This is a genomic window from Vibrio sp. TBV020 (genome assembly GCF_046056895.1).
GTDB lineage: Bacteria > Pseudomonadota > Gammaproteobacteria > Enterobacterales > Vibrionaceae > Vibrio.
Map to the genome: position 1 here is coordinate 2,608,681 of NZ_JBEEAQ010000003.1, position 23,512 is coordinate 2,632,192.

The following is a 23,512-nucleotide window of genomic DNA, read 5'->3' on the forward strand; positions in this document are numbered from 1 at the left end:
TAGTCCAGAAGGATGGAGACAATGAAAACTTTGCTAAGTCGTTCAACTACTTTTTCTGCAAAGAAGATGGTGCCAATCGCGCTGATCGCGACAACTTTATCAGTGCCAGCTATGGCTAAAGATGCAGACCTTGAATCATTGATTAAAGCCGCACAAAAAGAAGGCGCGGTATACAGTGTAGGAATGCCTGATAGTTGGGCTAACTGGAAAGACACATGGGTAGACTTGAAGTCAAACTACGGTTTAAAGCATCAAGACACCGATATGAGCTCAGCGCAAGAGATTGCAAAGTTTGAAGCTGAGAAGAAAAACGCAACGGCTGATATTGGTGACGTAGGTTTTGCCTTTGCACGAGTAGCAGTTAAAAAAGGGGTGACGCAGCCTTATAAGCCAAGCACTTGGAGCGATATTCCAAACTGGGCGAAAGACAAAGAAGGACACTGGGCGCTGGCATATACGGGTACAATCTCGTTTATCTCAAATAACAACCTAGTGAAAGACGCACCAAAAACGTGGGATGACCTACTAAAAGGTGACTACAAAGTAACAGTGGGTGACGTAGGCGTCGCTTCTCAGGCAAACAACGCTGTGTTAGCTGCGGCATTTGCTAACGGTGGTGACGAATCTAACTTGAAACCTGCTATCAAGTTTTTCAGCGAGTTAGCCAAACAAGGTCGCCTATCGTTTACCAATCCGAGCATCGCCAATCTTGAGAAAGGTGAAGTTGAAGTTGCCATCATGTGGGACTTTAATGCTTTGAGTTACCGAGACCAAATCGACCGCGACCGCTTCTCGGTTAATATTCCTCAAGACGGTTCTGTCATTTCTGGTTACACGACCATTATCAACAAGTTTGCCAAGAACCCAAATGCGGCCAAATTAGCTCGTGAGTACATCTTCTCTGACCAAGGTCAAATCAACCTAGCGCAAGGTTACGCACGTCCTATTCGTACTAACGTTACGCTACCAAAATCAATCCAAGACAAGCTGATTGCTAACGATCAATACAGCAATGTCCACCCAGTAACCGATTTCTCTGCATGGGAAAAATCAGCGCGCAAGTTGCCTCGTCAATGGCAGGAAAGCGTGTTAATCCATCAGCAATAACAAGAGCCAGTTACTATGAGCAATAAGGTTATCCTTGTTGTTCTGGATGGACTGAATTATCAGGTAGCCCGCGAATGTATGGGCTACCTAAATGGTCTTCTAGAACAACCTCATTCACAACAGCATATGCAGGCAACGCTTTATCCTATGCAATGTGAATTACCTTCATTATCACGCCCACTTTATGAGTGTATTTTAACTGGGATACGCCCAGTAGAAAGTGGCATCGTCCATAACAACGTTGTGCGTTTATCGAACCATGAATCCATTTTTAGCTTAGCGAAAGCACAAGGCAAAGTAACCGCAGCGGCAGCTTACCATTGGGTCAGTGAGCTATATAACCGTGCTCCTTTTGAGCCAACTAGAGATCGTTTCACCCACGACGCAAATCTCAATATTCAACATGGTTGTTTCTACCATTGGGATCACTATCCAGATGAAGCTTTATTCTTAGACGCAGAGTATTTACGTCGCACTTATCAACCTGATTTCCTGCTTATCCATCCGATGAACATTGACGATATGGGACATAAGTTTGGTTTGGACTCACTTCAGTATCGTAATTCTGCACGTAACGCTGACATTCTTCTTTCAAACTACATAGGTCAATGGCTTGCAGAGGGCTACCAAGTCATGGTGACGAGCGATCACGGCATGAATAACGACCTTTCTCACGGCGGTATTCTGCCCGAAGAACGAGAAGTCCCCCTATTCGTAATTGGTGACCAATTTACGCATCAAAACTCTCACGTAAAGCAAACCGATCTCTGTGGCACCATTTGCCAACTTTTAAAGATCGAGCACACTAAATCTTACTCTCAGGAATTGTTAGCATTATGAGCAGTTCTGTTCTATCCCCAAGTTCTCGCGAAGCACGAGTGACAGCAGTCAATACGATGCTACAACGTATCAAACCAACGATCTGGTTGGTACCTTTCGCACTGTTTTTCTACCTATTTCAACTTGCCCCAATGCTTTGGGTACTTGTAAATAGCTTTATCTATGACGGTGAATTCGCACTAGATAACTACATCGAAGTCCTAGACTCTGCCTTTATGATGCAAGCGTTTAGTAACAGCTTATGGTTGTCTTTTTGGTCGAGCCTTTTTGGTTTAGCGATTGCTACATTGTTAGTTTCTTCACTGCGTCGCGTCGATTGTCGAGTTCGTGACGGAGTGATTGCGTTTACCAATATGAGCAGTAACTTCGCCGGCGTACCTCTATCATTCGCTTTCATCATCATTCTTGGCACAAACGGTGCAATTACCCTCTTGTTAAAGCAGTATGGGTTACTTGGCGACTTTGACTTATACGGGAAGTGGGGCTTGTTAGCCATTTATATCTACTTCCAAATTCCTCTTGCCGTATTACTGCTCTATCCCGCGTTCGACGCACTCAGTGATGATTGGCAATCAGCGGCAGCTCTTCTTGGAGCAAGGACGTCACAATACTGGACGAGAGTTGCCCTTCCGGTTCTTTCCCCTGCACTACTCGGTACTTTCATAATTTTAATTGCCAACGCGATAGGCGCTTACGCAAGTGTCTATGCACTGACTTCAGGCAATTACAACGTTATTACGGTTCGTATCGCAAGTTTGGTGTCTGGTGATTTATTCCTAGAGCCTAACTTAGCTGCTGCAATCTCAGTGGTTCTAATGGTCATATTGGCCTTCATCACAGTCATCAACCAGTGGCTGATTTCCAAAAGTTATGCAGGTAAGAAATAAGGCTATGCAAAACGTTAATACTCGCTTTCATCAAAGTGTTGTCTATTCGATTGTCGGTATTATGCTGATACCAATTGTGGCGACTTTTGTTTACTCCATCTCTTCACGTTGGGGCGCAACAATTCTTCCAGATGGGTTTACACTGGATTGGTATCTCAAACTGCTTACAGATCCACGCTTCTTACAAGCTTTTGGGCGCTCACTATTTATCTGCATTGCTGCGTTGATACTCAGTGTAATGCTGATACTGCCAGCGATCTTCGTGGTGTTTTACTATTTCCCGAAACTCGACAAGCTGATGAACGTGATGATTTTGCTTCCGTTCGCAGTTCCGCCAGTCGTCTCATCCGTGGGCTTACTCCAGCTATACGCAGACAGTGAAATCTCATTGATTGGCACACCTTGGATCTTGATTGGTACCTACTTCACCATTGCACTGCCATTCATGTACCGTGCAATTTCCAACAGTTTTGAAGCGATCAACCTCAGCGATTTAATGGACGCGGCCCACCTACTTGGTGCGAGCACGACGAAAGCTTTCTTACTGATCATTTTGCCAAACTTAAAGAAAGGTCTTTTGGCTTCACTGTTCCTTTCATTCTCATTCCTATTAGGCGAGTTCGTATTCGCTAATATCTTGGTCGGAACTCGCTATGAAACTTTGCAAATCTACTTGTACAACATGCGTCAGACCAGTGGGCACTTTACTTCAGCGCTGGTTATGACCTATTTCCTATTTATTTTCTTACTGACTTGGCTAGCAAGTCGTTTTAGCCGAGGAGTCAAATCATGAGCTACGTAACCGCAAACAACCTAACCAAGCGTTTTGGTGACAACACGGTATTTGAAGATATTCAATTCACTATCGAACAAGGTGAGTTCATTACCCTTTTAGGTCCAAGCGGCTGTGGTAAATCCACCTTGCTTCGAAGCTTAGCAGGCCTGAATCCTGTCGATGGAGGAGAAATCTGGGTAAACGGAGAAGATATCACTCATCAAACGCCTCAGGAACGTGGCATTGGCATGGTGTTCCAATCTTATGCCTTATTTCCAAACATGACAGTCGAAGGCAATATTGCGTTTGGCCTTAAGATGAAAAAGCTCAATGTGGCTGAAATTCAACGTGAAGTGGCGAAAGTCATTAAATTGGTTGATCTTACGGGCAAAGAAAAGCATTACCCGCACCAGCTCTCAGGTGGTCAGCGCCAACGTGTTGCACTAGCTCGCGCTTTGGTTGTAAGGCCGCGTATCTTATTACTCGATGAGCCATTATCAGCATTGGATGCTAAGATCCGAAAGCATCTCCGCCAACAAATTCGTGATATCCAAAAAGAGATGAACCTAACGACTATCTTTGTCACTCACGACCAAGAAGAAGCTATGATCATGTCCGATCGTATCTTCCTAATGAACAAAGGTAAAATCGTTCAAGCTGGAACGCCAGAAGAAATCTATACCCAACCTGCCAACGAATTTGTTGCCAGTTTTATGGGGCATTACAACTTAGTGTCAGCCAACAAAGCGAAACTCCTTTTCAACATCGATACCGAATGGAAAGTCGCGATACGCCCTGAATCTATTTACGTCAAAGAGCAAGGTCGTCAATATGGCAGTCATATTTCAACGCCGCAAACTGGCACCATCAAAAATCATCAGTTGTTGGGTAATGTGATTCGCTATCAAGTAAATGTGGACGAGTGCGAACTCACGGTCGATTTGCTTAACCGCTCTTCAGAACGCTTATTGGCTAACGGTAGTCAGTTGGAACTACTCTTTAATCTAAATGAAATTCAACCAGTGAGAGCTTAAGCATGTCCAAACCTTTGTATGTTTTTGATATGGACGAAACCCTGATTGATGCTGACTGCGCCATGATTTGGAATGAATTTTTAGTTGAAAAAGGCATTGCAACATCGCCAAGTTTTATCGAAGAAGATCAACGTTTAATGGCCCTTTATGCCAAAGGTGAGTTAAACATGGAGGACTACTTAGCCTTTTCTATGGCGCCATTAGCAAATATGCCCAAAGAACAGGTAGCCAGATTGGTTGAAGAATGCGTAACCCGTTATATCTTACCAAAGCAATTTACCCAATCGAAAACCTTGATTGAGCAACTCACCCGTGAAGGCATAGACATGATGATCATCTCAGCGAGTGTGACATTTCTTGTCAGTGCGGTTGGTAGACACTTGGGTATTTCAAATGCACTAGGGATCGATCTCGTTGAGAAGCAGGGGGGCTACACCGCCCAGATTTTAGGTGTGCCTAGCTATCGAGAGGGAAAAGTCACACGCCTTAAAGAGTGGCTAGAAGCTCAATCAGAGTCATACTCAAGTATTCACTTCTATACAGACTCTATCAATGACTTACCTTTATGCGAGTACGCGGACTACGTTTACTTGGTTAACCCATGTCCACGTTTAAAGGACTATGCAATTCACACTGATTGGGCAAACCTCAGTTGGTCTTCCTAGCTCCACTAAAACTAAATCAGGGCAGTGAGAAGCTGCCCTGATTAGCATCTCATTCTAGTATTGTTGAATAAAGTGCCACTTTTACTTCCTTCCTCTCTATTTATTCAACTTTTTTAAGAAAATTCCGTATAATTTTTAATCAACAATATAAAACCTTATCTTTCCTTGGTTGTTATTAAACTAGCAAAGCAGGATAATGTTGGGATCGGAATTTCTTAAATAAATAACTATGACCGAATATCTTTTGTTGTTGGTCGGCACTGTGCTGGTTAACAACTTTGTACTGGTGAAGTTTTTGGGCTTATGTCCATTCATGGGTGTTTCTAAAAAACTAGAAACTGCCATTGGTATGGGGTTAGCAACCACATTCGTGCTAACTCTAGCATCAGTGTGCGCGTATCTTGTTGAAAGTTACATTCTAGACCCACTCAATTTGCAATATCTACGCACTATGAGTTTTATCTTAGTGATCGCCGTAGTAGTGCAATTTACTGAAATGGTTGTCCACAAGACCAGCCCAACTCTATATCGATTACTGGGTATTTTCTTACCACTGATCACTACAAACTGCGCAGTGTTAGGTGTTGCCTTATTGAACATCAATGAAAATCACAACTTCATCGAATCGATTATTTATGGCTTTGGTGCAGCAGTCGGCTTTTCTCTGGTTCTCATCTTGTTTGCATCGATGCGGGAGCGTATTGCAGCAGCAGATGTCCCGACTCCATTTAAAGGTGCATCAATCGCAATGATCACCGCAGGCCTGATGTCACTTGCCTTTATGGGCTTTACAGGTTTGGTGAAGTTGTAATGAGTTCAATACTAATCGCAGTTATCGCCATCGCAGTTCTTGCTGCAATTTTTGGCGCTATTTTAGGCTTTGCCTCCATCCGCTTTAAAGTGGAAGCGGATCCAATCGTCGATCAAATTGACGGTATTCTGCCGCAAACCCAATGTGGTCAATGTGGTTACCCTGGATGTCGACCTTATGCTGAAGCGATCGCCAATGGAGACGACATCAATAAGTGTCCTCCTGGTGGCCAAGCCACTATTGAAAAGCTAGCGGACCTAATGGGGGTCGAAGCAACAGACTCTGCACATGATCTAGAGAACGCCGTTAAAACGGTCGCATTCATTCATGAAGATATGTGTATTGGTTGTACTAAATGTATTCAGGCTTGTCCCGTTGACGCAATTGTTGGCGGTACTAAAGCACTTCACACAGTTATTAAGGACGAGTGTACAGGCTGTGACTTGTGTGTTGCGCCATGCCCAACTGACTGTATAGAAATGATACCTGTAGAAACCACTACAGCGAGCTGGAAGTGGCAAATGGACGCCATTCCTGTTGTTGATATTACCGATTCTGCTTCTAAGCAGAAAAGTGTGAGTTAAGGACTGGTATGTTGTCACTAATTGAACAAATTAAATCTGGCTCACTTTGGTCATTCCCAGGTGGTGTTCACCCTGCGGAAAACAAACTGCAGTCAGTGAAAACGGCGATTGCTCGTGCACAGATCCCTGCTGAAATCGTACTACCAGTAAAACAGCATATCGGTAAGCCTGGTATCCTTACAGTCGATGTCGGCGACCACGTGTTAAAAGGCCAATCTCTTACCAAATACGATATGAGCTTTATGCTACCTGTGCATGCGCCCACTTCAGGCCGCATTGTGGCAATAGAGCCGAGAACAACCGCTCACCCTTCAGGTTTGAGTGAAACTTGTATCGTTATCGAGCCTGATTTTGCAGATACTTGGATTGAGCGCGACGCTTGGAGTGACTTTACGCAGCGAACTGCAGATGAGCTGATCGAAAAAATTCGACTCGCTGGTATCTCAGGTATGGGCGGCGCAGGTTTCCCAACCGCGAAAAAAATTCAATCTGGTTTGGCTCGAACCGAGATCCTCATTATCAATGCCGCCGAGTGTGAGCCCTACATAACGGCCGATGATATGTTGATGCGTGAACACGCTGACGAGATCATCCAAGGTATTGAAATTGTTGAACAGATCCTAAAGCCGAAACTCACTGTCATCGGCATCGAGGACAACAAACCAGAAGCGGTCAAAGCACTGCAAAAAGCGGCAGAGCATAAAGATATTGTTATCCGCGTGATTCCAACAAAATACCCTTCAGGCGGCGAAAAGCAGCTGATCAAAATCCTCACAGGCAAGGAAGTACCGAATGGTGGTATTCCTGCTGATATCGGCATTTTGGTTCAAAACGTGGGGTCTTTACATGCGATTAAACGTGCAGTCGTCAATGGTGAGCCATTAGTCGAGCGAGTTGTCACTCTGACCGGTGATACATTCAAGCAACCTCGTAACGTATGGTCGCTTCTCGGTGCTCCCGTTCAATCTCTACTGGACGAGTTTGGCTACAAGGCAGATAAAAAGCTTCCTCGTCTAATTATGGGCGGCCCTATGATGGGCTTTACTCTGCCTCATGCTCTGGTGCCAATTACCAAAACGTCAAACTGTATTTTGGCGCCAACTCGTAAAGAAATTTCGCCAAATCAATACGAAATGGCATGCATTCGCTGTGGCCAATGTGCTGAAGCTTGCCCTGCTTCGCTACTTCCACAGCAGCTAGTTTGGCATGCCAAAGCTGAAGAGTTCGATAAGTGTGAAGAACTCAATATTAAAGACTGTATTGAATGTGGCGCCTGTGCATTTGTGTGTCCAAGTGAAATCCCACTAGTTCAATATTATCGCCAAGCGAAAGCTGAGATACGCACTCGTAAAGAAGAAGCGGAAGCGGCTGAGCGTGCCAAAATTCGTTTTGAAGAGAAGAACGCGCGTTTAGAGCGAGACAAGGCAGCACGTGAAAACCGCTTTAAGAAAGCAGCCAGCGATCGCCGTAAAGAGATGAAACAAACTGGCGGTGATGACGCTATTGCAGCCGCTATTGCGCGCGTTAAAGCCCAAAAAGCCAACTCTTCAACGGAAGAAAAAGCGGTTAAGCCTGCAGTTGCAGCCGCTATTGCCAAAGCGAAAGCCAAACAAGCAGCCGCTGCGGCGAGTGGCCAGGCTGAGCCAGATAACTCTGAAATGGCAAAACTGCGTGAAGAGCGTAAACAGCAAGCCCGTGCACGCAAAGCCGCCAAAGAGCAGCAAGATACTGCAAGCTCAACAGACAACAAGAAAGATGCCGTTGCAGCTGCCATTGCCCGTGCCAAAGCTAAAAAAGTGGAACAAGCACAAAATGCTAGCTCTGACGCTCCTGCAGAAGACAAAAAAGCGGCCGTTGCCGCAGCGATTGCTCGTGCAAAAGCGAAGAAAGCACAAGCAAGCGAATCAAATGAGTCTGATGTACCCGCAGCAGACGATAAGAAAGCCGCTGTAGCTGCTGCCATCGCCCGTGCTAAAGCTCGTAAAGCTGAACAACAAGCAAATGCTGATGAGAGCAATGACGCTTCTGACGACCAATCTGTTGCAGACGATCCGAAGAAAGCTGCAGTTGCAGCAGCCATTGCTCGCGCTAAAGCGCGCAAAGCTGAGCAACAAGCAAAAACCGATGAAAGCAATGACACTACCGAGGAACAACCTGTAGAGGAAGATCCGAAAAAAGCAGCTGTTGCTGCAGCCATTGCTCGTGCTAAAGCGCGCAAAGCTGAACAAAAAGCCAACGCCGATGAAAGCAATGACACTGCCGAGGAACAACTTGTAGAGGAAGATCCAAAGAAAGCGGCTGTCGCTGCAGCTATTGCTCGTGCTAAAGCGCGCAAAGCAGGGCAACAAGCAAAAACCGATGAAAGCAATGACACTCCCGAGGAACAACCTATAGAGGAAGATCCAAAGAAAGCAGCTGTTGCTGCGGCCATTGCTCGTGCTAAAGCGCGTAAAGCTGAACAAAAAGCCAAAGCCGATGAAAGCAATGATACTGCCGAGGAACAACCTGTAGAGGAAGATCCAAAGAAAGCGGCTGTTGCTGCAGCTATTGCTCGTGCTAAAGCCCGTAAAGCAGAAAAAGAACAACAAAAACAAACTGAGGAGAAAGAGTAGTGGCCTTTTTTATTGCCAGCTCACCCCATGCGCATAGTCGTAGAAGCACTCCTGACCTAATGAAGTGGGTAGCACTTTGTGCCCTACCTGGCTTAGTCGCTCAGACATACTTTTTTGGGTGGGGTACCATCATCCAACTACTACTGGCTATTGTCATTGGTTTAAGCCTCGAAGCCCTAGTGATGCTAGTGAGAAAGCGCCCACCAATGTCTGCGCTAAGAGACAACAGTGCTTTAGTGACCGCTTGGTTACTAGCGATTGCTATACCGCCACTTTCTCCGTGGTGGGTAATCACTATCGGCTTGATTTTTGCCATTGTTATCGCGAAACACCTTTATGGTGGTATTGGCCAAAACCTCTTCAACCCAGCAATGGTCGCTTACGTTGTATTACTGATCTCTTTCCCAGTTCAAATGACAAGCTGGTTATCGCCACAAGAACTTCAAGCTACTCCGGTATCAAGTGGTGATGCGTTCTCATTGATTTTCACGGGGTATAATTTAGAAGGGCTGTCACTACAACAGATTCGTACGGGCATTGATGGTATTACAATGGCAACCCCATTGGATGCATTCAAAACAGCACTTACTGCAGGAAACACTGCAAGTGAAGCCCTCGCTCAACCTCAGTTCGGCGGTTTAGCTGGTATTGGTTGGGAGTGGGTCAACCTAGCCTACCTCATCGGTGGTTTAGTACTGATCAAAGTTCGCGTCATTAATTGGCATATCCCAGTCAGCTTCTTAGTCAGCTTAACTATCATTAGTGGTCTGTTTATGCTGTTAACTCCTGGTACAACAGCATCGCCAATGATTCACTTACTATCAGGTGCGACAATGTTAGGGGCGTTCTTTATTGCAACGGATCCAGTTTCTGCTTCTACCACGGTAAAAGGCAGACTCATTTTTGGTGCATTCCTTGGTGCAATGGTCTTCATTATTCGCTCTTGGGGCGGTTTCCCTGATGGTGTTGCTTTCGCAGTATTACTCGGCAACATGTGTGTGCCATTAATTGATTACTACACTAAACCAAGAACATACGGTCACTAAGGTTTCATCATGTTAAATGCTATTCGAAAAAACGGGGCCGTATTAGCTATCTTTGCTTGTGCATCGACAGGTGTTGTCGCATTAACAAACTACCTGACCAAAGATCGTATTCATGAGCAAGAGCAAAAGCAGCTGCTTTCGGTATTGAACCAAGTTATTCCTCACGAATTACACGACAACGATCTTTATCAAGCTTGTACATTGGTTAGTGACCCGATGCTAGGGACAGAAAACCCTATGCCAGTTTATATGGCGACCCTCAATGGTGAACCTTCTGCGATGGCCATTGAAGCTATTGCGCCAGACGGCTACAACGGGGCAATCAAGATCATTGTTGGTATTGAACAAGATGGCACCATTTCAGGTACTCGTATTTTGAGCCACCAAGAAACCCCAGGGCTTGGCGATAAAATTGACCTTCGAATTTCTGATTGGATTGTCGGTTTTACTGGTAAGCAAGTCACTGAACAAAACCAAGCAGATTGGAAAGTACGTAAAGACGGCGGACAATTTGACCAGTTTACTGGAGCGACAATTACCCCGCGTGCGGTCGTAAAAGCGGTGAAGAATACTGTAGAGTTTATCAACACTAATCGCGCCCAGATTCAGGCTCAACCGCTAAACTGTGGAGGCAACAATGAGTGACCATAAGACACTAATTAAAAACGGTATGTGGGATAACAACCCTGCCCTTGTTCAACTTCTGGGTCTTTGTCCGTTGCTTGCTGTTTCATCAACAGTGACGAATGCGTTAGGCCTTGGTATTGCAACACTACTCGTGCTGGTTGGCTCTAACGTTACGGTTTCCCTTGTTCGTGATTACGTACCTAAAGAAGTCCGCATTCCAGTCTTTGTCATGATCATCGCCGCACTGGTAACCTGCGTTCAGTTACTAATGAATGCATACGCCTACGGCCTATATCTATCTCTGGGTATCTTTATTCCACTAATCGTGACCAACTGTATCATTATTGGTCGCGCGGAAGCGTTCGCGTCTAAAAACGATCTCCTGCCTTCTGCTCAAGATGGTTTCTGGATGGGTCTTGGTATGACGAGCGTATTGGTTGTATTAGGAGCAATGCGCGAAGTGATCGGCAACGGTACACTCTTTGATGGCGCAGACTTGTTACTCGGCGAGTGGGCAACATCATTACGTATTGAAGTATTCCAATTCGACAATAGTTTCTTACTTGCACTATTACCACCTGGCGCCTTTATTGGTGTTGGACTATTGATTGCACTTAAGAATGTGATTGATAAACAGATTGCTGCTCGTCAACCAAAACAAGAAAAACAAGCCATTGAGCGAGCTCGCGTAACGAATTAATAATAATCATCAAACAGATTCTGTATTGGTGAGCACAAGCACTGGAAAGCAGCCTCAAATGAACAAAGACAAACGAAGATTAATCCTAGAGCGTCTTAGAGAGAACAATCCCAACCCGCAAACCGAACTCAATTGGAGTACCCCTTTTGAGCTTTTGATCGCGGTCCTGCTCTCGGCTCAGGCAACCGACGTAAGTGTTAATAAAGCGACGGATAAACTTTACCCTGTAGCCAATACACCGCAAGGCCTATTCGATTTAGGCGTTGACGGTGTAAAAGAGTACATTAAAACCATCGGCCTCTTTAACTCAAAAGCTGAGAACGTCATCAAGACATGTAGGATCTTACTGGATAAGCACAACGGTGAAGTTCCTGAAAATCGTGAAGCGCTAGAAGCCCTTCCAGGTGTCGGCCGAAAAACTGCTAATGTCGTTCTAAACACGGCTTTTGGCTGGCCAACCATTGCGGTTGATACCCATATCTATCGCGTTTCTAATCGCACCAAACTCGCTATGGGCAAAAATGTCGACCAAGTGGAAGAAAAACTTCTAAAAGTGGTGCCAAAAGAGTTTAAATTGGACGTACACCACTGGTTAATCCTTCATGGTCGTTATACTTGTGTCGCACGTAAACCTCGCTGCGGTAGCTGTATTATTGAAGACCTATGTGAATTTAAAGAAAAAGTGTATCCAGACAATTAGGAGAGCAGACAATGTCAAATGGCCGTATTCTTCACACCATGCTTCGTGTTGGTGATTTAGATAAATCTATTCAATTTTACACAGAAGTAATGGGTATGCAGCTACTGCGTACTAACGAAAATAAAGAGTATGAATACACCCTCGCCTTCCTTGGTTACGGTGACGAGTCCGAAGGTTCAGTGATTGAACTGACATATAACTGGGGTACAACTGAATACGATCTTGGTTCAGCGTTTGGTCATATCGCAATTGGTGTCGACGACATTTACACGACTTGTGATGCGATTAAAGCAGCAGGCGGAAATGTTACTCGTGAGCCTGGACCAGTAAAAGGCGGCTCAACACATATTGCCTTTGTTAAAGACCCTGATGGCTACATGATTGAACTAATCCAAAACAAACAAGCTTCAGCTGGTTTGGAAGGTTAATTCCACTTAGTAACAATATTAAAAATGGGACAGCACAGCGCTGTTCCATTTTTTTAACTTTACTCGATAATGATTATCATTTAATCTTCTACCCATTCGGAGTTAGGAGATAATAAAAATGGGAATAGCTGAATGGGAGAAACACACCCTACTTGCTGATATGGCACTCAAGGACAACGACCATTTACGTAGCATTCTACATTACCAGCAGGCGCTGACATTGAGTGAACGCATCGGAGATGAAGTCGAAGTTGACGTAGAAGATCGACTTATGATCTCGGTTATCTCCTGTCACAATATGGCGATGTTCTGGCGCAATATCGGAGACATGAAGTACGAGCTCAAGTATCTGCAGCTTGCTTCGGAAAAAGTGCTTACCCTTGTTCCACAATGCCCAAATACCGACTGCGATGCATTTATTGATTCTATGGGGTGTTGTAAAAAAGCCCTAATTGAATTTATGAAACGACACCCAAACCCGAAGATCGCTCAACTAGTGCAAGACATTGATACCGCGACTAATTGCAATCTAATTGCTAAATTTCGCTTAAATTAAGTACTCTGTATACGATCAAAAAAGGCCAGTTTTACTGGCCTTTTTTGTTGTTATACCTGAGTTCTACCTAAAGAAATCACAACTCGTCGATTTCGATCTTTACCTATAGGGGACGCGTTATCATCAATCGGCCGACGCTTACCATAGCCCTGAACACGAATACGATCCTCTGGTAATCCTAAAGACTTGAAGTAATCTTGAAGCACTTCAGCACGACGCTCAGATAAATTCTGACTAGCGCTCTTGCTATCTTCACCATCGGTATACGTCGACACTAATACTAAGTCTATATCTTGATTGTGCTTAATGTATTCAGCAATTTGAGCTAAACGCTTTTGAGATTGTTTATTCAACTCTACGCTCGTTCGATCATAATGCAAAATAGTGAAAGCAATATCTTCAAAGCTGTAAGGTAAAAGGTTGGCAATACAACTACTAAATACGTTGTAGCTACTCTGGAACAGTACCGATGAAAGAGCAACTTCTACACGTTGATCTCGGCTTTGCCACTCTTGGTAACTGAATGTTGGATAGCGGCCTTTTTCTAGCTCACCAAGAACATTCCAAGCCGTTTGACCACCCACATAACCATCAAATTGCTGGAAGAAACGAATATTGGTAATACGATCTGCGCTATCGCCAGGTCGCCATGCCGGTGGCATAGAAATAAGGCTTACATCTCGAGTTTGTCCCATTGGACGTTTCATCTTTAGCTCAAGATCCAAATTAATTTTTTTGCTGGCATAAGATGAGAAAACTGCTTCGCCGTAATTTGGAATAGGATGAACTAAGCGGCATTCCAGCGGAGTATTGGCAACCATTTGCCATGTCGATTGTTGAGGCGTTGCAACGTACTGCTTTTCAAGCGCTAACACCTCAGGTGCTAACGTTATCAAAGACATAGCGATACCGGTTGCAAACAACTTCTTCATACAAACTTCTTCTCTCATTAGGGCCAACAGCACTTAACTTGCCGCTGAAAAATCTTCTCTCTTAACAATGCAAAAACCTAGCCAGAATATTTGTATAGGACAAACCACCATTGTTTCTTTTTCAATCAGCATTTACGGTTTTTCTTCCGCTAAGAATCTGTAATAATGCCAGCCCTGTCACATTATATGAAGTACACATGACTATAGAAAACGAAGCATTGACGCTAAAAAAACGATTTCGTGGCTACTTTCCGGTTGTTATTGACGTGGAAACGGCGGGTTTCAACGCCAAGACCGATGCGCTACTAGAAATTTGTGCCGTTACTTTAAAAATGGATGAAAACGGCGATTTAGCACCAGCTTCCACCATTCATTTTCATGTCGAACCTTTCGAAGGTGCCAACCTCGAAAAAGAAGCGCTAGAGTTTAATGGTATCCGTGACCCATTTAGCCCTCTTCGCGGCGCTGTGACAGAAGCAGAAGCCCTCAAAGAGATCTACAAGCTAGTCCGCAAAGAACAAAAAGCTGCAGACTGTAGCCGTGCCATTATGGTTGCCCACAATGCCACCTTCGATCACAGCTTCGTGATGGAAGCGAGCGAGCGCTGCAAGCTTAAACGCGTCCCTTTCCATCCCTTCGCAACATTTGACACCGCAGCACTAAGTGGCTTGGCTTATGGCCAAACTGTTTTAGCTAAAGCGTGTAAAACTGCTGGGATGGATTTTGACAATAAAGAAGCCCACTCTGCCCTATACGATACTCAAAAAACGGCAGAGCTCTTCTGCGGTATCGTCAACAAATGGAAAGCCCTTGGTGGTTGGCCTGTCGTTGAGCCTGAAACCGAAGATAAAAAATAAAAACGTAAACACAACACACGAGTAAATTATGAACCCTGTTGTCATTTCTGTATGTATCATGCTTGCCTTAGCACTGATGCGCGTGAATGTCGTTGTTGCTTTGACATTCAGTGCCATTGTTGGTGGTTTGGTTTCCGGCATGGAGCTCAATCAAGCAGTTGCTGCTTTTGAAAGTGGTTTGGGTGGTGGTGCAACCATCGCACTAAGCTACGCAATGTTAGGTACCTTCGCTGTGGCGATCTCTCGCTCTGGCATTACCGATCTATTAGCAAATAGCGTGATTAAACGCATTCATGGTAAAGAGAATGCGTCTGCATCTACTGGACTAAAATACGCTGTGTTAGTCGCACTAATTTTAGTGACGATGTCATCTCAGAACGTTATCCCTGTCCATATCGCCTTCATCCCTATTTTGATTCCACCTTTGTTGGGCGTATTCGCTAAGCTAAACCTAGATCGTCGAATGATTGCTTGTGTACTGACTTTTGGCTTGGTAACACCCTACATGGTACTTCCAATCGGTTTTGGTGGCATTTTCTTAAACAACATTCTTCTTAAGAACTTGCACGACAACGGTTTAGAGAACGTAGTAGCAAGCCAAGTTCCAGTAGCGATGTTACTACCAGCTGCTGGTATGATCTTTGGCCTGATTACGGCTATCTTCTTTAGCTATCGTAAACCGCGCCAGTATAAAGAAACTGAGCTAACTCGTGTCGATAATGACACGAAAGAAATCCAACCAAAGAATATTCTTGTCGCTGCTGCGGGCATTGTTGCAGCTCTAAGCGTACAGCTTATGACTGGCTCAATGATCATTGGTGGCCTTGCAGGTTTCATGGTATTTACCTTTGGTGGTGTGATTGCTTGGAAAGAGACGCACGATGTCTTTACTAAAGGCGTTCACATGATGGCAATGATTGGCTTTATCATGATTGCAGCAGCGGGTTTCGCAGCCGTAATGAAACAGACGGGCGGCGTTGAGTCACTAGTTGAAGCACTTTCAACAAGCATCGGTGACAATAAACCACTCGCTGCATTATTAATGTTGGTTGTTGGTCTACTGGTTACTATGGGTATTGGCTCATCGTTCTCGACAATCCCAATCCTTGCAACAATTTACGTTCCACTGGCAGCAGCATTTGGCTTCTCTCCAATGGCAACGATCGCTCTTGTAGGTACTGCAGCAGCGCTAGGTGATGCCGGTTCTCCTGCGTCTGACTCAACCTTAGGTCCAACGTCTGGACTTAACGCTGACGGTCAGCATGAGCACATTTGGGAAACAGTAGTACCAACCTTTATCCACTACAACATTCCATTAATTGTGTTTGGTTGGATTGCGGCAATGGTTCTCTAACCTAAAAAATCATAGCCACTATTTTGGTAGTGGCTATAGACATAAAAAAAGCTGACATCATGATGTCAGCTTTTTTGTTTTCTTATCTCACTACTTCGATTGTTTCTCAACCACAGCAGCTAATACAGGAACCATGTCTTGCAGCAGTTCTTCTTCTACTGGCTTACCTGTTGAGTCCGTTACGTTAATCGATGTACGGTTACCAAGGTCACCAAATAGGAACGTGTACGTACCCGACTTAAGTGCGATTGGCTTCAAGCCAATATCATTCCAGAACTCATCATCAGGTGATGCATATTTCGCTTTCACATGACCTTGAGACTGGTTGCGCTCCTCTAGCGTAAAGCCCATTTCTGGTAACAACTTAGGTAGGCGCTGCCATAAAACGTTGTATGGAGTACGAGCGATAATGACAGGGAAACCACTTCGGTCTGAGCCCATAGTAATAGGAATCTTTTTAACCAGTTCCTGAGCTTTACGAGCCGCTTCTTCACGAAGATCTAAGTCATATCTAGCCGTGACTAAGTTAGTCATTAAGGCGTTATAGCGCTCTTTATTGGTCAGCGTCACAGGCATTTCTTTACCTGCCTCACGCCAATCGATTAATGAGATGCGGAAACCATGACGTCCACCAGCTGCGACACGATCTATTTCATAGCGGGCACCAAGCTCAACATCTTCATCTTCCGATGTCCATGTAACCCAATCTGTTTCAACACGCGTAGAAGTCTGCTCTCGAATACCAATTTGTCGTTCTTCAAGCATAGTTAAAGCGGTCTGCCACACCTTATCTACTTCGTCTTCACGCAATAGCCAAAGCGTCGTCTCACCTTGCTGTCTTTCAGCACGTGCTCCAGGAATAAGTTCTAATACCTGTTGTGGTGGACGAATATCAACCTCACGACCCACACCACCAGCGTATTCACCCTGAGGAATTTGGTAGTCAGTGTAATACTGAGGCGTTGCCCCTTCAGCTAGTTTCCACTCTTCTAACGGTGGAGTATTTAAGTACTCAAAGTCATCTTTAGCTTGGCGGCGCTGAGTCGCGTTACCTGAACATGCACTTAAAACAAAAACAGCTAGTGAACTGACGACTAGCTGGTGTGACAATTTCATTGAAACTCCTGATAACTATATGCCGGAGTATACAGACTCCGGCAATCCATCTTAATTTAGTAAATGCAAGATTCCGACATTGCTTGAGCTACGATCGGGCGAGCGTTTTCTGACAGTTCAGTCAGAGGTAGGCGTAAACCACCATGCTCAATGAGGCCCATTTTATGCGCAGCCCATTTTACTGGAATTGGGCTTGATTCAACGAATAGATTTTTATGCAAAGGCATCAGACGCTGATTGATAATCTCTGCCTCTTCATATTTACCTTCTTTCGCTAATCTGAACATTTTTGCCATATCTTCTGCAGCAATATTGTTCGTAACCGAGATAACGCCATGGCCACCTTGCTTAACAAACTCTAGGCCTGAAGAGTCATCTCCACTTAGTAAGATAAAATCTTCGCCACAAAGTTCACGGTGAATTGCAATTCTGCTTAAATCACCCGTCGCATCTTTAAGTGCAACAATATTGTCGATCTCAGCTAAACGCGCCACTGTCTCTGGGAGTAAGTCTACTGCAGTACGACCAGGAACATTATAAAGAATCTGCGGCACATCGCTCTCTTCAGCAATCGCTTTATAGTGTTGGAACAAACCTTCTTGAGTTGGTTTATTGTAGTAAGGAGTCACACTTAGGCAGCCAGCAATACCTGAGTTATTCAGTAAACGACTAAACGTCACTGACTCATGCGTCGCATTAGCACCTGTGCCCGCAATCACTGGGATACGGCCTTCAGCAAATTCAACTGCTTTAGTGACAACCTTGACATGCTCTTCAATAGTCAGCGTCGCCGATTCACCAGTGGTACCGACAGCAACGATACCATCGCTTCCTGCTGCAATATGATACTCCACCAGTTTTTTCAGGCTTACGTAATCTACTTCGCCATCATTATTAAACGGTGTAATTAACGCTACAATACTTCCTGAAAACATGTCTTTCTCCCTAATTTAGATACTAATCGCATGGTACTGTAAGGCGATTGAAAAAGACAAGCGCTTAGACCCGCTTAAATCACCTAAATGAATGAATATTTATCAGATGTTAGAACTTTGGCAACTTACTCCTTTATTTCGAAGCATTGTCAGTTCCTAGCAAGGAATACGCTGAGTCGCTCACAGCTGGCGAATTTACACTCAAACACGCAAACAAAAAGCGTTTCATGTGCATTTTTATAGCCTCCTTATGTGCTAAGCTATCTGATTAATAATTGGAATATTGATAAGTGAAGTTATGACTCAACATCTAGTGATTACTGCAGTAGGAACGGATCGCCCTGGAGTGTGCAACCAAGTTGTACATTTAGTCACTCAATCTGGATGCAATATTGTTGATAGTCGTATCGCCCTATTTGGTAATGAGTTCACTCTCATCATGCTTTTATCGGGCAACAACGCTGCTGTTACTCGCGTAGAAACTACTCTGCCATTACTAGGTCAAGAGCATGACTTAATCACGATAATGAAGCGTACATCCACGCATGCTCATATCGATAACGCCTACACATTAGAAGTGTTTGTTGAGTCAGAAGATAAGCCTGGTTTAACAGAGAAGTTCACCCATTTCTTTGCTCAAAAGAACATCGGGCTTTCTTCTCTGAGCGCACAAACCATCAGCAAAGAAAAAATAGACTCAACGACCGACCAATTCCATATTGCGATAACCGCAACAGTCGACTCTGAATGCAACTTAATGCAACTTCAAGAAGAATTCGACACCTTGTGCCAAGAGCTCAAAGTGCAAGGCTCACTTAATTTTATTAAAAACAGTCAATAAAAAGGAATCCCAATGAATACGCTTACAGCAGGCGCTCCAGCTCCAGCGTTCTCTCTTCTCGATCAAAATGGCGAAACTGTCACTCTGAATGACTTTAAAGGTAAAAAGGTTCTATTTTACTTTTACCCTAAAGCGATGACTCCAGGCTGTACTGTTCAAGCTCAAGGCCTGCGTGACGTTAAAGCAGAATTAGATGCTCATAACGTTGTTGTACTTGGCGTTAGTATTGACCCAGTTAAGCGCCTTGGGAGGTTCATTGAGCGTGATGAACTGAACTTCACTCTACTTTCAGATGAAGACCACGCTGTCGCAGAACAGTTTGGGGTTTGGGGCGAGAAGAAGTTCATGGGCAAAATCTATGACGGCCTGCACCGCATCAGCTTCCTGATTAATGAAGAAGGTGTTATTGAACACGTATTTAACAAGTTCAAGACTAAGACTCACCATGAAGTCGTGTTAGATTACTTAAACGAAAATAAGTAATTTTGAACATAAAAAAACGCCAGCGAATCGCTGGCGTTTTTGTTTGTCGCTAGGCTAGCATTTTATACGATGAACTTATTCAAAATTGCATCTTGTTCACGGACATTTTCTGTCTGAACTTGCATCGCCATATTTGCTTCTTCCGCAGAGTCAGCAACTTGAGTTGATAGGTCTTTGATCTTCACAGTATTGCTGTTGATCTCTTCCGCTACCAAGCTCTGCTCTTCTGCTGCCGAAGCGATCTGCATATTCATATCACTGATACGTTGAATAGCTTCTCGGATTCTTTGAAGCGCACCGTCAGCTGCTTGAGCTTTATCAACCGCATCAACTGCTGTGTTCTTACTTTCGTTCATAGCTGCAGACACTGAGCTAGCACCAGCTTGTAGCTGCTCAATCATGCTACGAATTTCCGTTGTCGACTCTTGAGTACGTTGTGCCAACGTTCTTACTTCGTCAGCTACGACCGCAAAGCCTCGACCAGATTCACCCGCACGAGCTGCCTCAATCGCTGCGTTAAGTGCTAACAAGTTAGTTTGGTCAGCAATATCATTGATAACTTTCAAGATAGTTTCGATATTAGCAGTTGCAGACTCTAGGCCTTGCACCTCTTCTACTGCTTGGTCAATTCGCGATGAAAGCATATCAATTGAAGCGGTAGTGTCACTTACAACCGATGAGCCATCTTGCGTTGCATCATCTGCTTCTTTCGCCGCACCCGCTGCACCTTGAGCATTGTTCGCAACTTCGGTTGCAGTCACGGCCATCTCGTTCATTGCCGTTGCTAGCTGCTCTAACTCTTCAAGCTGGCTACGCATCGCACTTGCAGACTGTTGAGCGCCCTGTACTGTCATTTCAGTGCCACGAAGAATCTCAACACCAATCGCTTTTGATTGCTGAATTTGCTTCTGCAATGTTTCTGTAAAGGTATTAAAGCCTTCAGCCAGTTCAGCAAACTCTTTATCTGTGTTGGTATCAAGACGCTTGGTTAAATCACCCTGTCCAGAAGCAACGTCTTTAATTGCATCATTCAATGTAGCAAGTGGGCGCATCAGTGCTTTAATTAAGAAGCTAAGAACAACAACACTTAAAATCACGCCGATAATCACATAGATAATTGAACTGTTACGCATATCGTCGATCGCGGCAAATGCGATATCAGTATCAACAACCGCACCCACATACCAATTCTCAGAAGGAACTTTAGTAAAACGCACCATTAGGTTTTGGCCGTCTTGTTCAAACTGTTGGCTGCCTTCTTGAACCTTCGCACTTGGAAGATAGCGAGTTAGGTTTTCACCATTATTTGCAGCATCTGGGTGAGCAATCGTTGTACCGTCAGCAGTCACGATAAACAGGTAACCAGCGTCTAGTAGGTTAACACTGTTAACAAGATCGGCTAGACCACCCAGTTCAACGTCATAAAACATACCTGCCATAAAGCGGCCATTTTCTTTGACTGGCGTGCCTATTGAGATAATGACTTTTTTCGATGAAACATCCACATACGGATCAGTAACCACTAAACGACCTTGTGATTTCGCATCTTTGAACCAAGGACGAACGCGAGGGTCGTAATCAGGACCAGCTTCCCAACCATCATCATTTTCGACAACGAAGCCATCTGCTTCATAACCAAAACCTACGGCTAAGAAACTGCTTTTTAGTTCCGGCTTTTCAAGAATATCTTTCACTCGTTGACGGTTCTGTGGATCCAGCTCGATCACTTCTGTTGTTGATTGAGCAAGTGATTTTTTACTTTCCATTTCGGAAACAACGGTATTTTTTACCCCTTTAACCATCTCAGTCAGACTAGTGTCCACTAAAGCTTCAACTTCCTGCTTAACAGTTCTTAATTGCTGTATCGACAGCAACGTTACAGTCACCAATAGTAATACTGAAGAAGCCGCAACGATTTTTTGACTAAATTTCATAGTTTTCCTTAATAGTTGGAGCAAGCCTTTTATTATTTTTATAAGTATAGTTATCGTCTGACGTAACGTTTACTTAAGAAATTTCTTACAATTTTTCACATAAGTAAATTCTATAGTGGGTAAAAATGCCAACTTGACCACAAATAAAAAGCCCCAAAGCAAAGGCTCTAGGGCTTTTTATGTAATGGTTTGCACTTGTTTGTGCGAGGCTAAGTCACTAATTCATCATCGTGACTAGGTAGTGCGTTCCACACTGCTTTCACTAAGGTGGCTAACGGGATGGCAAAAAATACTCCCCAAAAACCCCATAGTCCGCCAAATACTAATACCGCAACAATAATGGCGACCGGGTGTAGATTAACCGCTTCAGAGAACAGAACTGGTACTAACACGTTACCGTCAAGAGCCTGAATAATACCGTAAGCGATCAGAAGCCAGTAAAATTGAGGGGTTAATCCCCACTGAAACAAACCAACGATGGCGACAGGTACCGTTACCGCTGCTGCACCTATATATGGAATTAATACGGAGAAACCAACCGCAACTGCAAGTAGCACCGCATAGCGCAGATCAAGAATGGCAAAGGTCACGTAACTCACCCCACCAACAATCAGAATCTCCATGACTTTACCGCGAATATAGTTGGAGATTTGCTCATTCATTTCGTGCCAAACTTTATTTGCAAGGCGACGGTTACGAGGAAGCATGCCGCTTGCCATTGCGATCATCTCTTCTTTGTCTTTGAGTAAGAAGAAAACCAGCAATGGAACCAAAATCAAATAAACACCGAGCGTTGCGAGGCTGACGAGCGATGCCAATGAGCCTTTTACCACCGTCTCACCCATGCCAATCACTTGGTTTTTCGCGTTCGTAACCAATGACTCAACGATCTGGAAATTCTCAAGTTCAGGGAAGCGATGTGGCAACTCTGAAATGAATCCTTGCAGGCCTACGTACATGGTTGGAATATCGTTGATTAGGTTACCCACCTGCTGCCAAATGGTCGGAACTAAGCCAAAGATGGCCACGATCATCAGACTGAGAAAACCTAAAATAACCAGAATCACGGCAAACGTTCTTGGAATGCCAAAGCGGGATAACTGAACAACAGGCCATTCAAGTAAATAAGCAAGCACGATCGCCACGAGTAGAGGCGCAATCAAGTTACCGAAGAAATAAATCGTAATAAAACCAAACAGTAATATCGCAACTAAGCTCACTGCGTGTGGATCAGAAAAACGTCGCTTATACCAACGACTCACCATTTCAAACATTCAACAAGGTTCCTTAATCACTTGCATTTGGTAATAGCCTTCCTTCTCTTCACAAGTTAGGCTAAACAAGTGTTTATGAAGAAATCGGGTAATATCTCGCATGGAGCTAGAGTCAGACACCAAGATTTGGGTTTGCTCACCAACCGTCAGTCCTTTTGTGTGACGTTTAGCAAGTAAAAGCGCCATAGGACACCGCTCTTGGCGTAAATCCAAAATATTAGGTTCCATTCTTTCGCCCGATGCATATTATTACGGCTAGATATTGTATAGTGTTTTTTTGTATGCGTCAGTGTAAATAGTCTGTGTGACGTCACTACTCTGACCTCGCAACTGAATTCGAAGCTGGGATTGGAAACCATCTGGACTCTACGCTGTCCAAGCGTATACCCACCTTGTTAGTATATACCTAACTAA

At 44.3% G+C, this 23,512-nt stretch carries 25 protein-coding genes; 19 read left to right on the forward strand and 6 right to left on the reverse strand.

The genetic code is table 11. The features are described from left to right. The first annotated feature begins 21 nt into the window (after positions 1-21). The 15 genes from AAFX28_RS19805 (at position 22) to AAFX28_RS19875 (ending at position 13,372) form a co-directional block, all read left to right on the forward strand. Positions 22-1,107, forward strand: coding sequence for an ABC transporter substrate-binding protein (locus AAFX28_RS19805; protein WP_408690203.1), 1,086 nt, complete (start codon positions 22-24; stop codon positions 1,105-1,107). Positions 1,108-1,122: 15 nt separating this feature from the next. Further along, complete coding sequence (locus AAFX28_RS19810) at positions 1,123-1,947, forward strand: alkaline phosphatase family protein (RefSeq protein ID WP_408690205.1); 825 nt, start codon at positions 1,123-1,125, stop codon at positions 1,945-1,947. After that, positions 1,944-2,834, forward strand: a complete 891-nt coding sequence (locus AAFX28_RS19815; RefSeq protein ID WP_408690206.1) for an ABC transporter permease — start codon at positions 1,944-1,946, stop codon at positions 2,832-2,834. The genes AAFX28_RS19810 and AAFX28_RS19815 overlap by 4 nt, the downstream gene beginning before the upstream one ends. 4 nt (positions 2,835-2,838) lie before the next feature. Continuing rightward, a complete protein-coding gene (locus AAFX28_RS19820) occupies positions 2,839-3,627 on the forward strand; it encodes an ABC transporter permease (protein ID WP_408690207.1) in 789 nt (262 codons plus the stop codon). Continuing rightward, positions 3,624-4,643 (forward strand): ABC transporter ATP-binding protein, encoded by a 1,020-nt coding sequence (locus tag AAFX28_RS19825; RefSeq protein ID WP_408690209.1) that lies wholly within the window; start codon positions 3,624-3,626, stop codon positions 4,641-4,643. The genes AAFX28_RS19820 and AAFX28_RS19825 overlap by 4 nt, the downstream gene beginning before the upstream one ends. Before the next feature lie 2 nt (positions 4,644-4,645). Beyond that, entirely contained in the window at positions 4,646-5,308 is a 663-nt protein-coding gene (locus tag AAFX28_RS19830; protein WP_408690210.1) for an HAD family hydrolase, read from the forward strand. 229 nt (positions 5,309-5,537) lie between these two features. Continuing rightward, positions 5,538-6,119 carry an electron transport complex subunit RsxA gene (gene rsxA / locus AAFX28_RS19835; RefSeq protein WP_408690211.1) on the forward strand — a complete coding sequence of 194 codons (582 nt, stop codon included), beginning with the start codon at positions 5,538-5,540 and terminating at the stop codon, positions 6,117-6,119. Next, complete coding sequence (gene rsxB / locus AAFX28_RS19840) at positions 6,119-6,703, forward strand: electron transport complex subunit RsxB (RefSeq protein WP_408690212.1); 585 nt, start codon at positions 6,119-6,121, stop codon at positions 6,701-6,703. The genes rsxA and rsxB overlap by 1 nt, the downstream gene beginning before the upstream one ends. Before the next feature lie 8 nt (positions 6,704-6,711). Continuing rightward, positions 6,712-9,315 carry an electron transport complex subunit RsxC gene (rsxC, locus tag AAFX28_RS19845; RefSeq protein WP_408690213.1) on the forward strand — a complete coding sequence of 868 codons (2,604 nt, stop codon included), beginning with the start codon at positions 6,712-6,714 and terminating at the stop codon, positions 9,313-9,315. Then, positions 9,315-10,361: an electron transport complex subunit RsxD gene (gene rsxD, locus AAFX28_RS19850; protein ID WP_408690215.1), complete on the forward strand. Its 1,047-nt coding sequence runs from the start codon at positions 9,315-9,317 to the stop codon at positions 10,359-10,361. Before rsxC ends, rsxD begins: the two co-directional genes overlap by 1 nt. 9 nt (positions 10,362-10,370) lie before the next feature. Next, entirely contained in the window at positions 10,371-11,006 is a 636-nt protein-coding gene (rsxG, locus tag AAFX28_RS19855; protein ID WP_408690216.1) for an electron transport complex subunit RsxG, read from the forward strand. Beyond that, positions 10,999-11,688 (forward strand): electron transport complex subunit E, encoded by a 690-nt coding sequence (locus AAFX28_RS19860; protein ID WP_408690217.1) that lies wholly within the window; start codon positions 10,999-11,001, stop codon positions 11,686-11,688. Before rsxG ends, AAFX28_RS19860 begins: the two co-directional genes overlap by 8 nt. A gap of 58 nt (positions 11,689-11,746) precedes the next feature. Beyond that, positions 11,747-12,388: an endonuclease III gene (gene nth, locus AAFX28_RS19865; protein ID WP_408690218.1), complete on the forward strand. Its 642-nt coding sequence runs from the start codon at positions 11,747-11,749 to the stop codon at positions 12,386-12,388. Positions 12,389-12,399: 11 nt separating this feature from the next. Next, entirely contained in the window at positions 12,400-12,816 is a 417-nt protein-coding gene (gene gloA, locus AAFX28_RS19870) for a lactoylglutathione lyase (protein ID WP_408690219.1), read from the forward strand. A gap of 118 nt (positions 12,817-12,934) precedes the next feature. Continuing rightward, positions 12,935-13,372, forward strand: a complete 438-nt coding sequence (locus AAFX28_RS19875) for a DUF2753 domain-containing protein (protein ID WP_408690221.1) — start codon at positions 12,935-12,937, stop codon at positions 13,370-13,372. A gap of 50 nt (positions 13,373-13,422) precedes the next feature. Here the strand turns inward: AAFX28_RS19875 and motY are convergent, their stop codons facing one another. Then, a complete protein-coding gene (gene motY, locus AAFX28_RS19880; protein WP_408690223.1) occupies positions 13,423-14,304 on the reverse strand; it encodes a flagellar protein MotY in 882 nt (293 codons plus the stop codon). A gap of 197 nt (positions 14,305-14,501) precedes the next feature. Between motY and rnt the strand changes: the two genes are divergently transcribed. Together rnt and AAFX28_RS19890 are read left to right on the forward strand one after the other, a co-directional pair. Further along, entirely contained in the window at positions 14,502-15,161 is a 660-nt protein-coding gene (gene rnt / locus AAFX28_RS19885; RefSeq protein ID WP_408690224.1) for a ribonuclease T, read from the forward strand. Positions 15,162-15,189: 28 nt separating this feature from the next. Beyond that, positions 15,190-16,515 (forward strand): Na+/H+ antiporter family protein, encoded by a 1,326-nt coding sequence (locus AAFX28_RS19890; protein WP_408690226.1) that lies wholly within the window; start codon positions 15,190-15,192, stop codon positions 16,513-16,515. Between the two features lie 90 nt (positions 16,516-16,605). Here the strand turns inward: AAFX28_RS19890 and bamC are convergent, their stop codons facing one another. Further along, on the reverse strand, positions 16,606-17,631 hold the full coding sequence (bamC, locus tag AAFX28_RS19895; protein WP_408690228.1) for an outer membrane protein assembly factor BamC: 1,026 nt from the start codon (positions 17,629-17,631) through the stop codon (positions 16,606-16,608). Between the two features lie 56 nt (positions 17,632-17,687). Further along, entirely contained in the window at positions 17,688-18,566 is an 879-nt protein-coding gene (gene dapA, locus AAFX28_RS19900; RefSeq protein WP_408690229.1) for a 4-hydroxy-tetrahydrodipicolinate synthase, read from the reverse strand. A 298-nt stretch (positions 18,567-18,864) separates the two neighbouring features. Between dapA and AAFX28_RS19905 the strand changes: the two genes are divergently transcribed. Both AAFX28_RS19905 and bcp read left to right on the forward strand, forming a co-directional pair. Next, the gene (locus AAFX28_RS19905; protein WP_408690231.1) at positions 18,865-19,407 is read left to right on the forward strand and encodes a glycine cleavage system protein R; all 543 of its coding nucleotides are present in this window, start codon (positions 18,865-18,867) and stop codon (positions 19,405-19,407) included. 12 nt (positions 19,408-19,419) lie between these two features. Beyond that, positions 19,420-19,890, forward strand: coding sequence for a thioredoxin-dependent thiol peroxidase (bcp, locus tag AAFX28_RS19910; protein WP_408690233.1), 471 nt, complete (start codon positions 19,420-19,422; stop codon positions 19,888-19,890). A gap of 62 nt (positions 19,891-19,952) precedes the next feature. Here bcp and AAFX28_RS19915 read toward each other — a convergent pair whose 3' ends face one another. From AAFX28_RS19915 to AAFX28_RS19925, 3 genes are all read right to left on the reverse strand, one after another. After that, positions 19,953-21,824, reverse strand: a complete 1,872-nt coding sequence (locus AAFX28_RS19915; protein ID WP_408690235.1) for a methyl-accepting chemotaxis protein — start codon at positions 21,822-21,824, stop codon at positions 19,953-19,955. A gap of 209 nt (positions 21,825-22,033) precedes the next feature. Then, positions 22,034-23,098 (reverse strand): AI-2E family transporter, encoded by a 1,065-nt coding sequence (locus tag AAFX28_RS19920; protein WP_408690237.1) that lies wholly within the window; start codon positions 23,096-23,098, stop codon positions 22,034-22,036. Further along, positions 23,099-23,326 (reverse strand): sulfurtransferase TusA family protein, encoded by a 228-nt coding sequence (locus AAFX28_RS19925; protein ID WP_408690239.1) that lies wholly within the window; start codon positions 23,324-23,326, stop codon positions 23,099-23,101. Between the last annotated feature and the right edge of the window lie 186 nt (positions 23,327-23,512).

What these genes read in the sequence shown, in the direction of transcription:
- rsxC (WP_408690213.1), top strand. Translation starts at nt 6,712, where the DNA reads ATGTTGTCACTAATTGAACAAATTAAATCTGGCTCACTTTGGTCATTC.
- rsxB (WP_408690212.1), top strand. Translation starts at nt 6,119, where the DNA reads ATGAGTTCAATACTAATCGCAGTTATCGCCATCGCAGTTCTTGCTGCA.
- bcp (WP_408690233.1), top strand. Translation starts at nt 19,420, where the DNA reads ATGAATACGCTTACAGCAGGCGCTCCAGCTCCAGCGTTCTCTCTTCTC.
- gloA (WP_408690219.1), top strand. Translation starts at nt 12,400, where the DNA reads ATGTCAAATGGCCGTATTCTTCACACCATGCTTCGTGTTGGTGATTTA.
- motY (WP_408690223.1), bottom strand. Translation starts at nt 14,304, where the DNA reads ATGAAGAAGTTGTTTGCAACCGGTATCGCTATGTCTTTGATAACGTTA.
- AAFX28_RS19825 (WP_408690209.1), top strand. Translation starts at nt 3,624, where the DNA reads ATGAGCTACGTAACCGCAAACAACCTAACCAAGCGTTTTGGTGACAAC.
- nth (WP_408690218.1), top strand. Translation starts at nt 11,747, where the DNA reads ATGAACAAAGACAAACGAAGATTAATCCTAGAGCGTCTTAGAGAGAAC.
- AAFX28_RS19915 (WP_408690235.1), bottom strand. Translation starts at nt 21,824, where the DNA reads ATGAAATTTAGTCAAAAAATCGTTGCGGCTTCTTCAGTATTACTATTG.
- dapA (WP_408690229.1), bottom strand. Translation starts at nt 18,566, where the DNA reads ATGTTTTCAGGAAGTATTGTAGCGTTAATTACACCGTTTAATAATGAT.
- AAFX28_RS19890 (WP_408690226.1), top strand. Translation starts at nt 15,190, where the DNA reads ATGAACCCTGTTGTCATTTCTGTATGTATCATGCTTGCCTTAGCACTG.
- bamC (WP_408690228.1), bottom strand. Translation starts at nt 17,631, where the DNA reads ATGAAATTGTCACACCAGCTAGTCGTCAGTTCACTAGCTGTTTTTGTT.
- AAFX28_RS19830 (WP_408690210.1), top strand. Translation starts at nt 4,646, where the DNA reads ATGTCCAAACCTTTGTATGTTTTTGATATGGACGAAACCCTGATTGAT.
- rnt (WP_408690224.1), top strand. Translation starts at nt 14,502, where the DNA reads ATGACTATAGAAAACGAAGCATTGACGCTAAAAAAACGATTTCGTGGC.
- AAFX28_RS19810 (WP_408690205.1), top strand. Translation starts at nt 1,123, where the DNA reads ATGAGCAATAAGGTTATCCTTGTTGTTCTGGATGGACTGAATTATCAG.
- AAFX28_RS19805 (WP_408690203.1), top strand. Translation starts at nt 22, where the DNA reads ATGAAAACTTTGCTAAGTCGTTCAACTACTTTTTCTGCAAAGAAGATG.
- AAFX28_RS19905 (WP_408690231.1), top strand. Translation starts at nt 18,865, where the DNA reads ATGACTCAACATCTAGTGATTACTGCAGTAGGAACGGATCGCCCTGGA.
- AAFX28_RS19875 (WP_408690221.1), top strand. Translation starts at nt 12,935, where the DNA reads ATGGGAATAGCTGAATGGGAGAAACACACCCTACTTGCTGATATGGCA.
- AAFX28_RS19920 (WP_408690237.1), bottom strand. Translation starts at nt 23,098, where the DNA reads ATGTTTGAAATGGTGAGTCGTTGGTATAAGCGACGTTTTTCTGATCCA.
- rsxG (WP_408690216.1), top strand. Translation starts at nt 10,371, where the DNA reads ATGTTAAATGCTATTCGAAAAAACGGGGCCGTATTAGCTATCTTTGCT.
- AAFX28_RS19815 (WP_408690206.1), top strand. Translation starts at nt 1,944, where the DNA reads ATGAGCAGTTCTGTTCTATCCCCAAGTTCTCGCGAAGCACGAGTGACA.
- AAFX28_RS19925 (WP_408690239.1), bottom strand. Translation starts at nt 23,326, where the DNA reads ATGGAACCTAATATTTTGGATTTACGCCAAGAGCGGTGTCCTATGGCG.
- AAFX28_RS19860 (WP_408690217.1), top strand. Translation starts at nt 10,999, where the DNA reads ATGAGTGACCATAAGACACTAATTAAAAACGGTATGTGGGATAACAAC.
- rsxA (WP_408690211.1), top strand. Translation starts at nt 5,538, where the DNA reads ATGACCGAATATCTTTTGTTGTTGGTCGGCACTGTGCTGGTTAACAAC.
- AAFX28_RS19820 (WP_408690207.1), top strand. Translation starts at nt 2,839, where the DNA reads ATGCAAAACGTTAATACTCGCTTTCATCAAAGTGTTGTCTATTCGATT.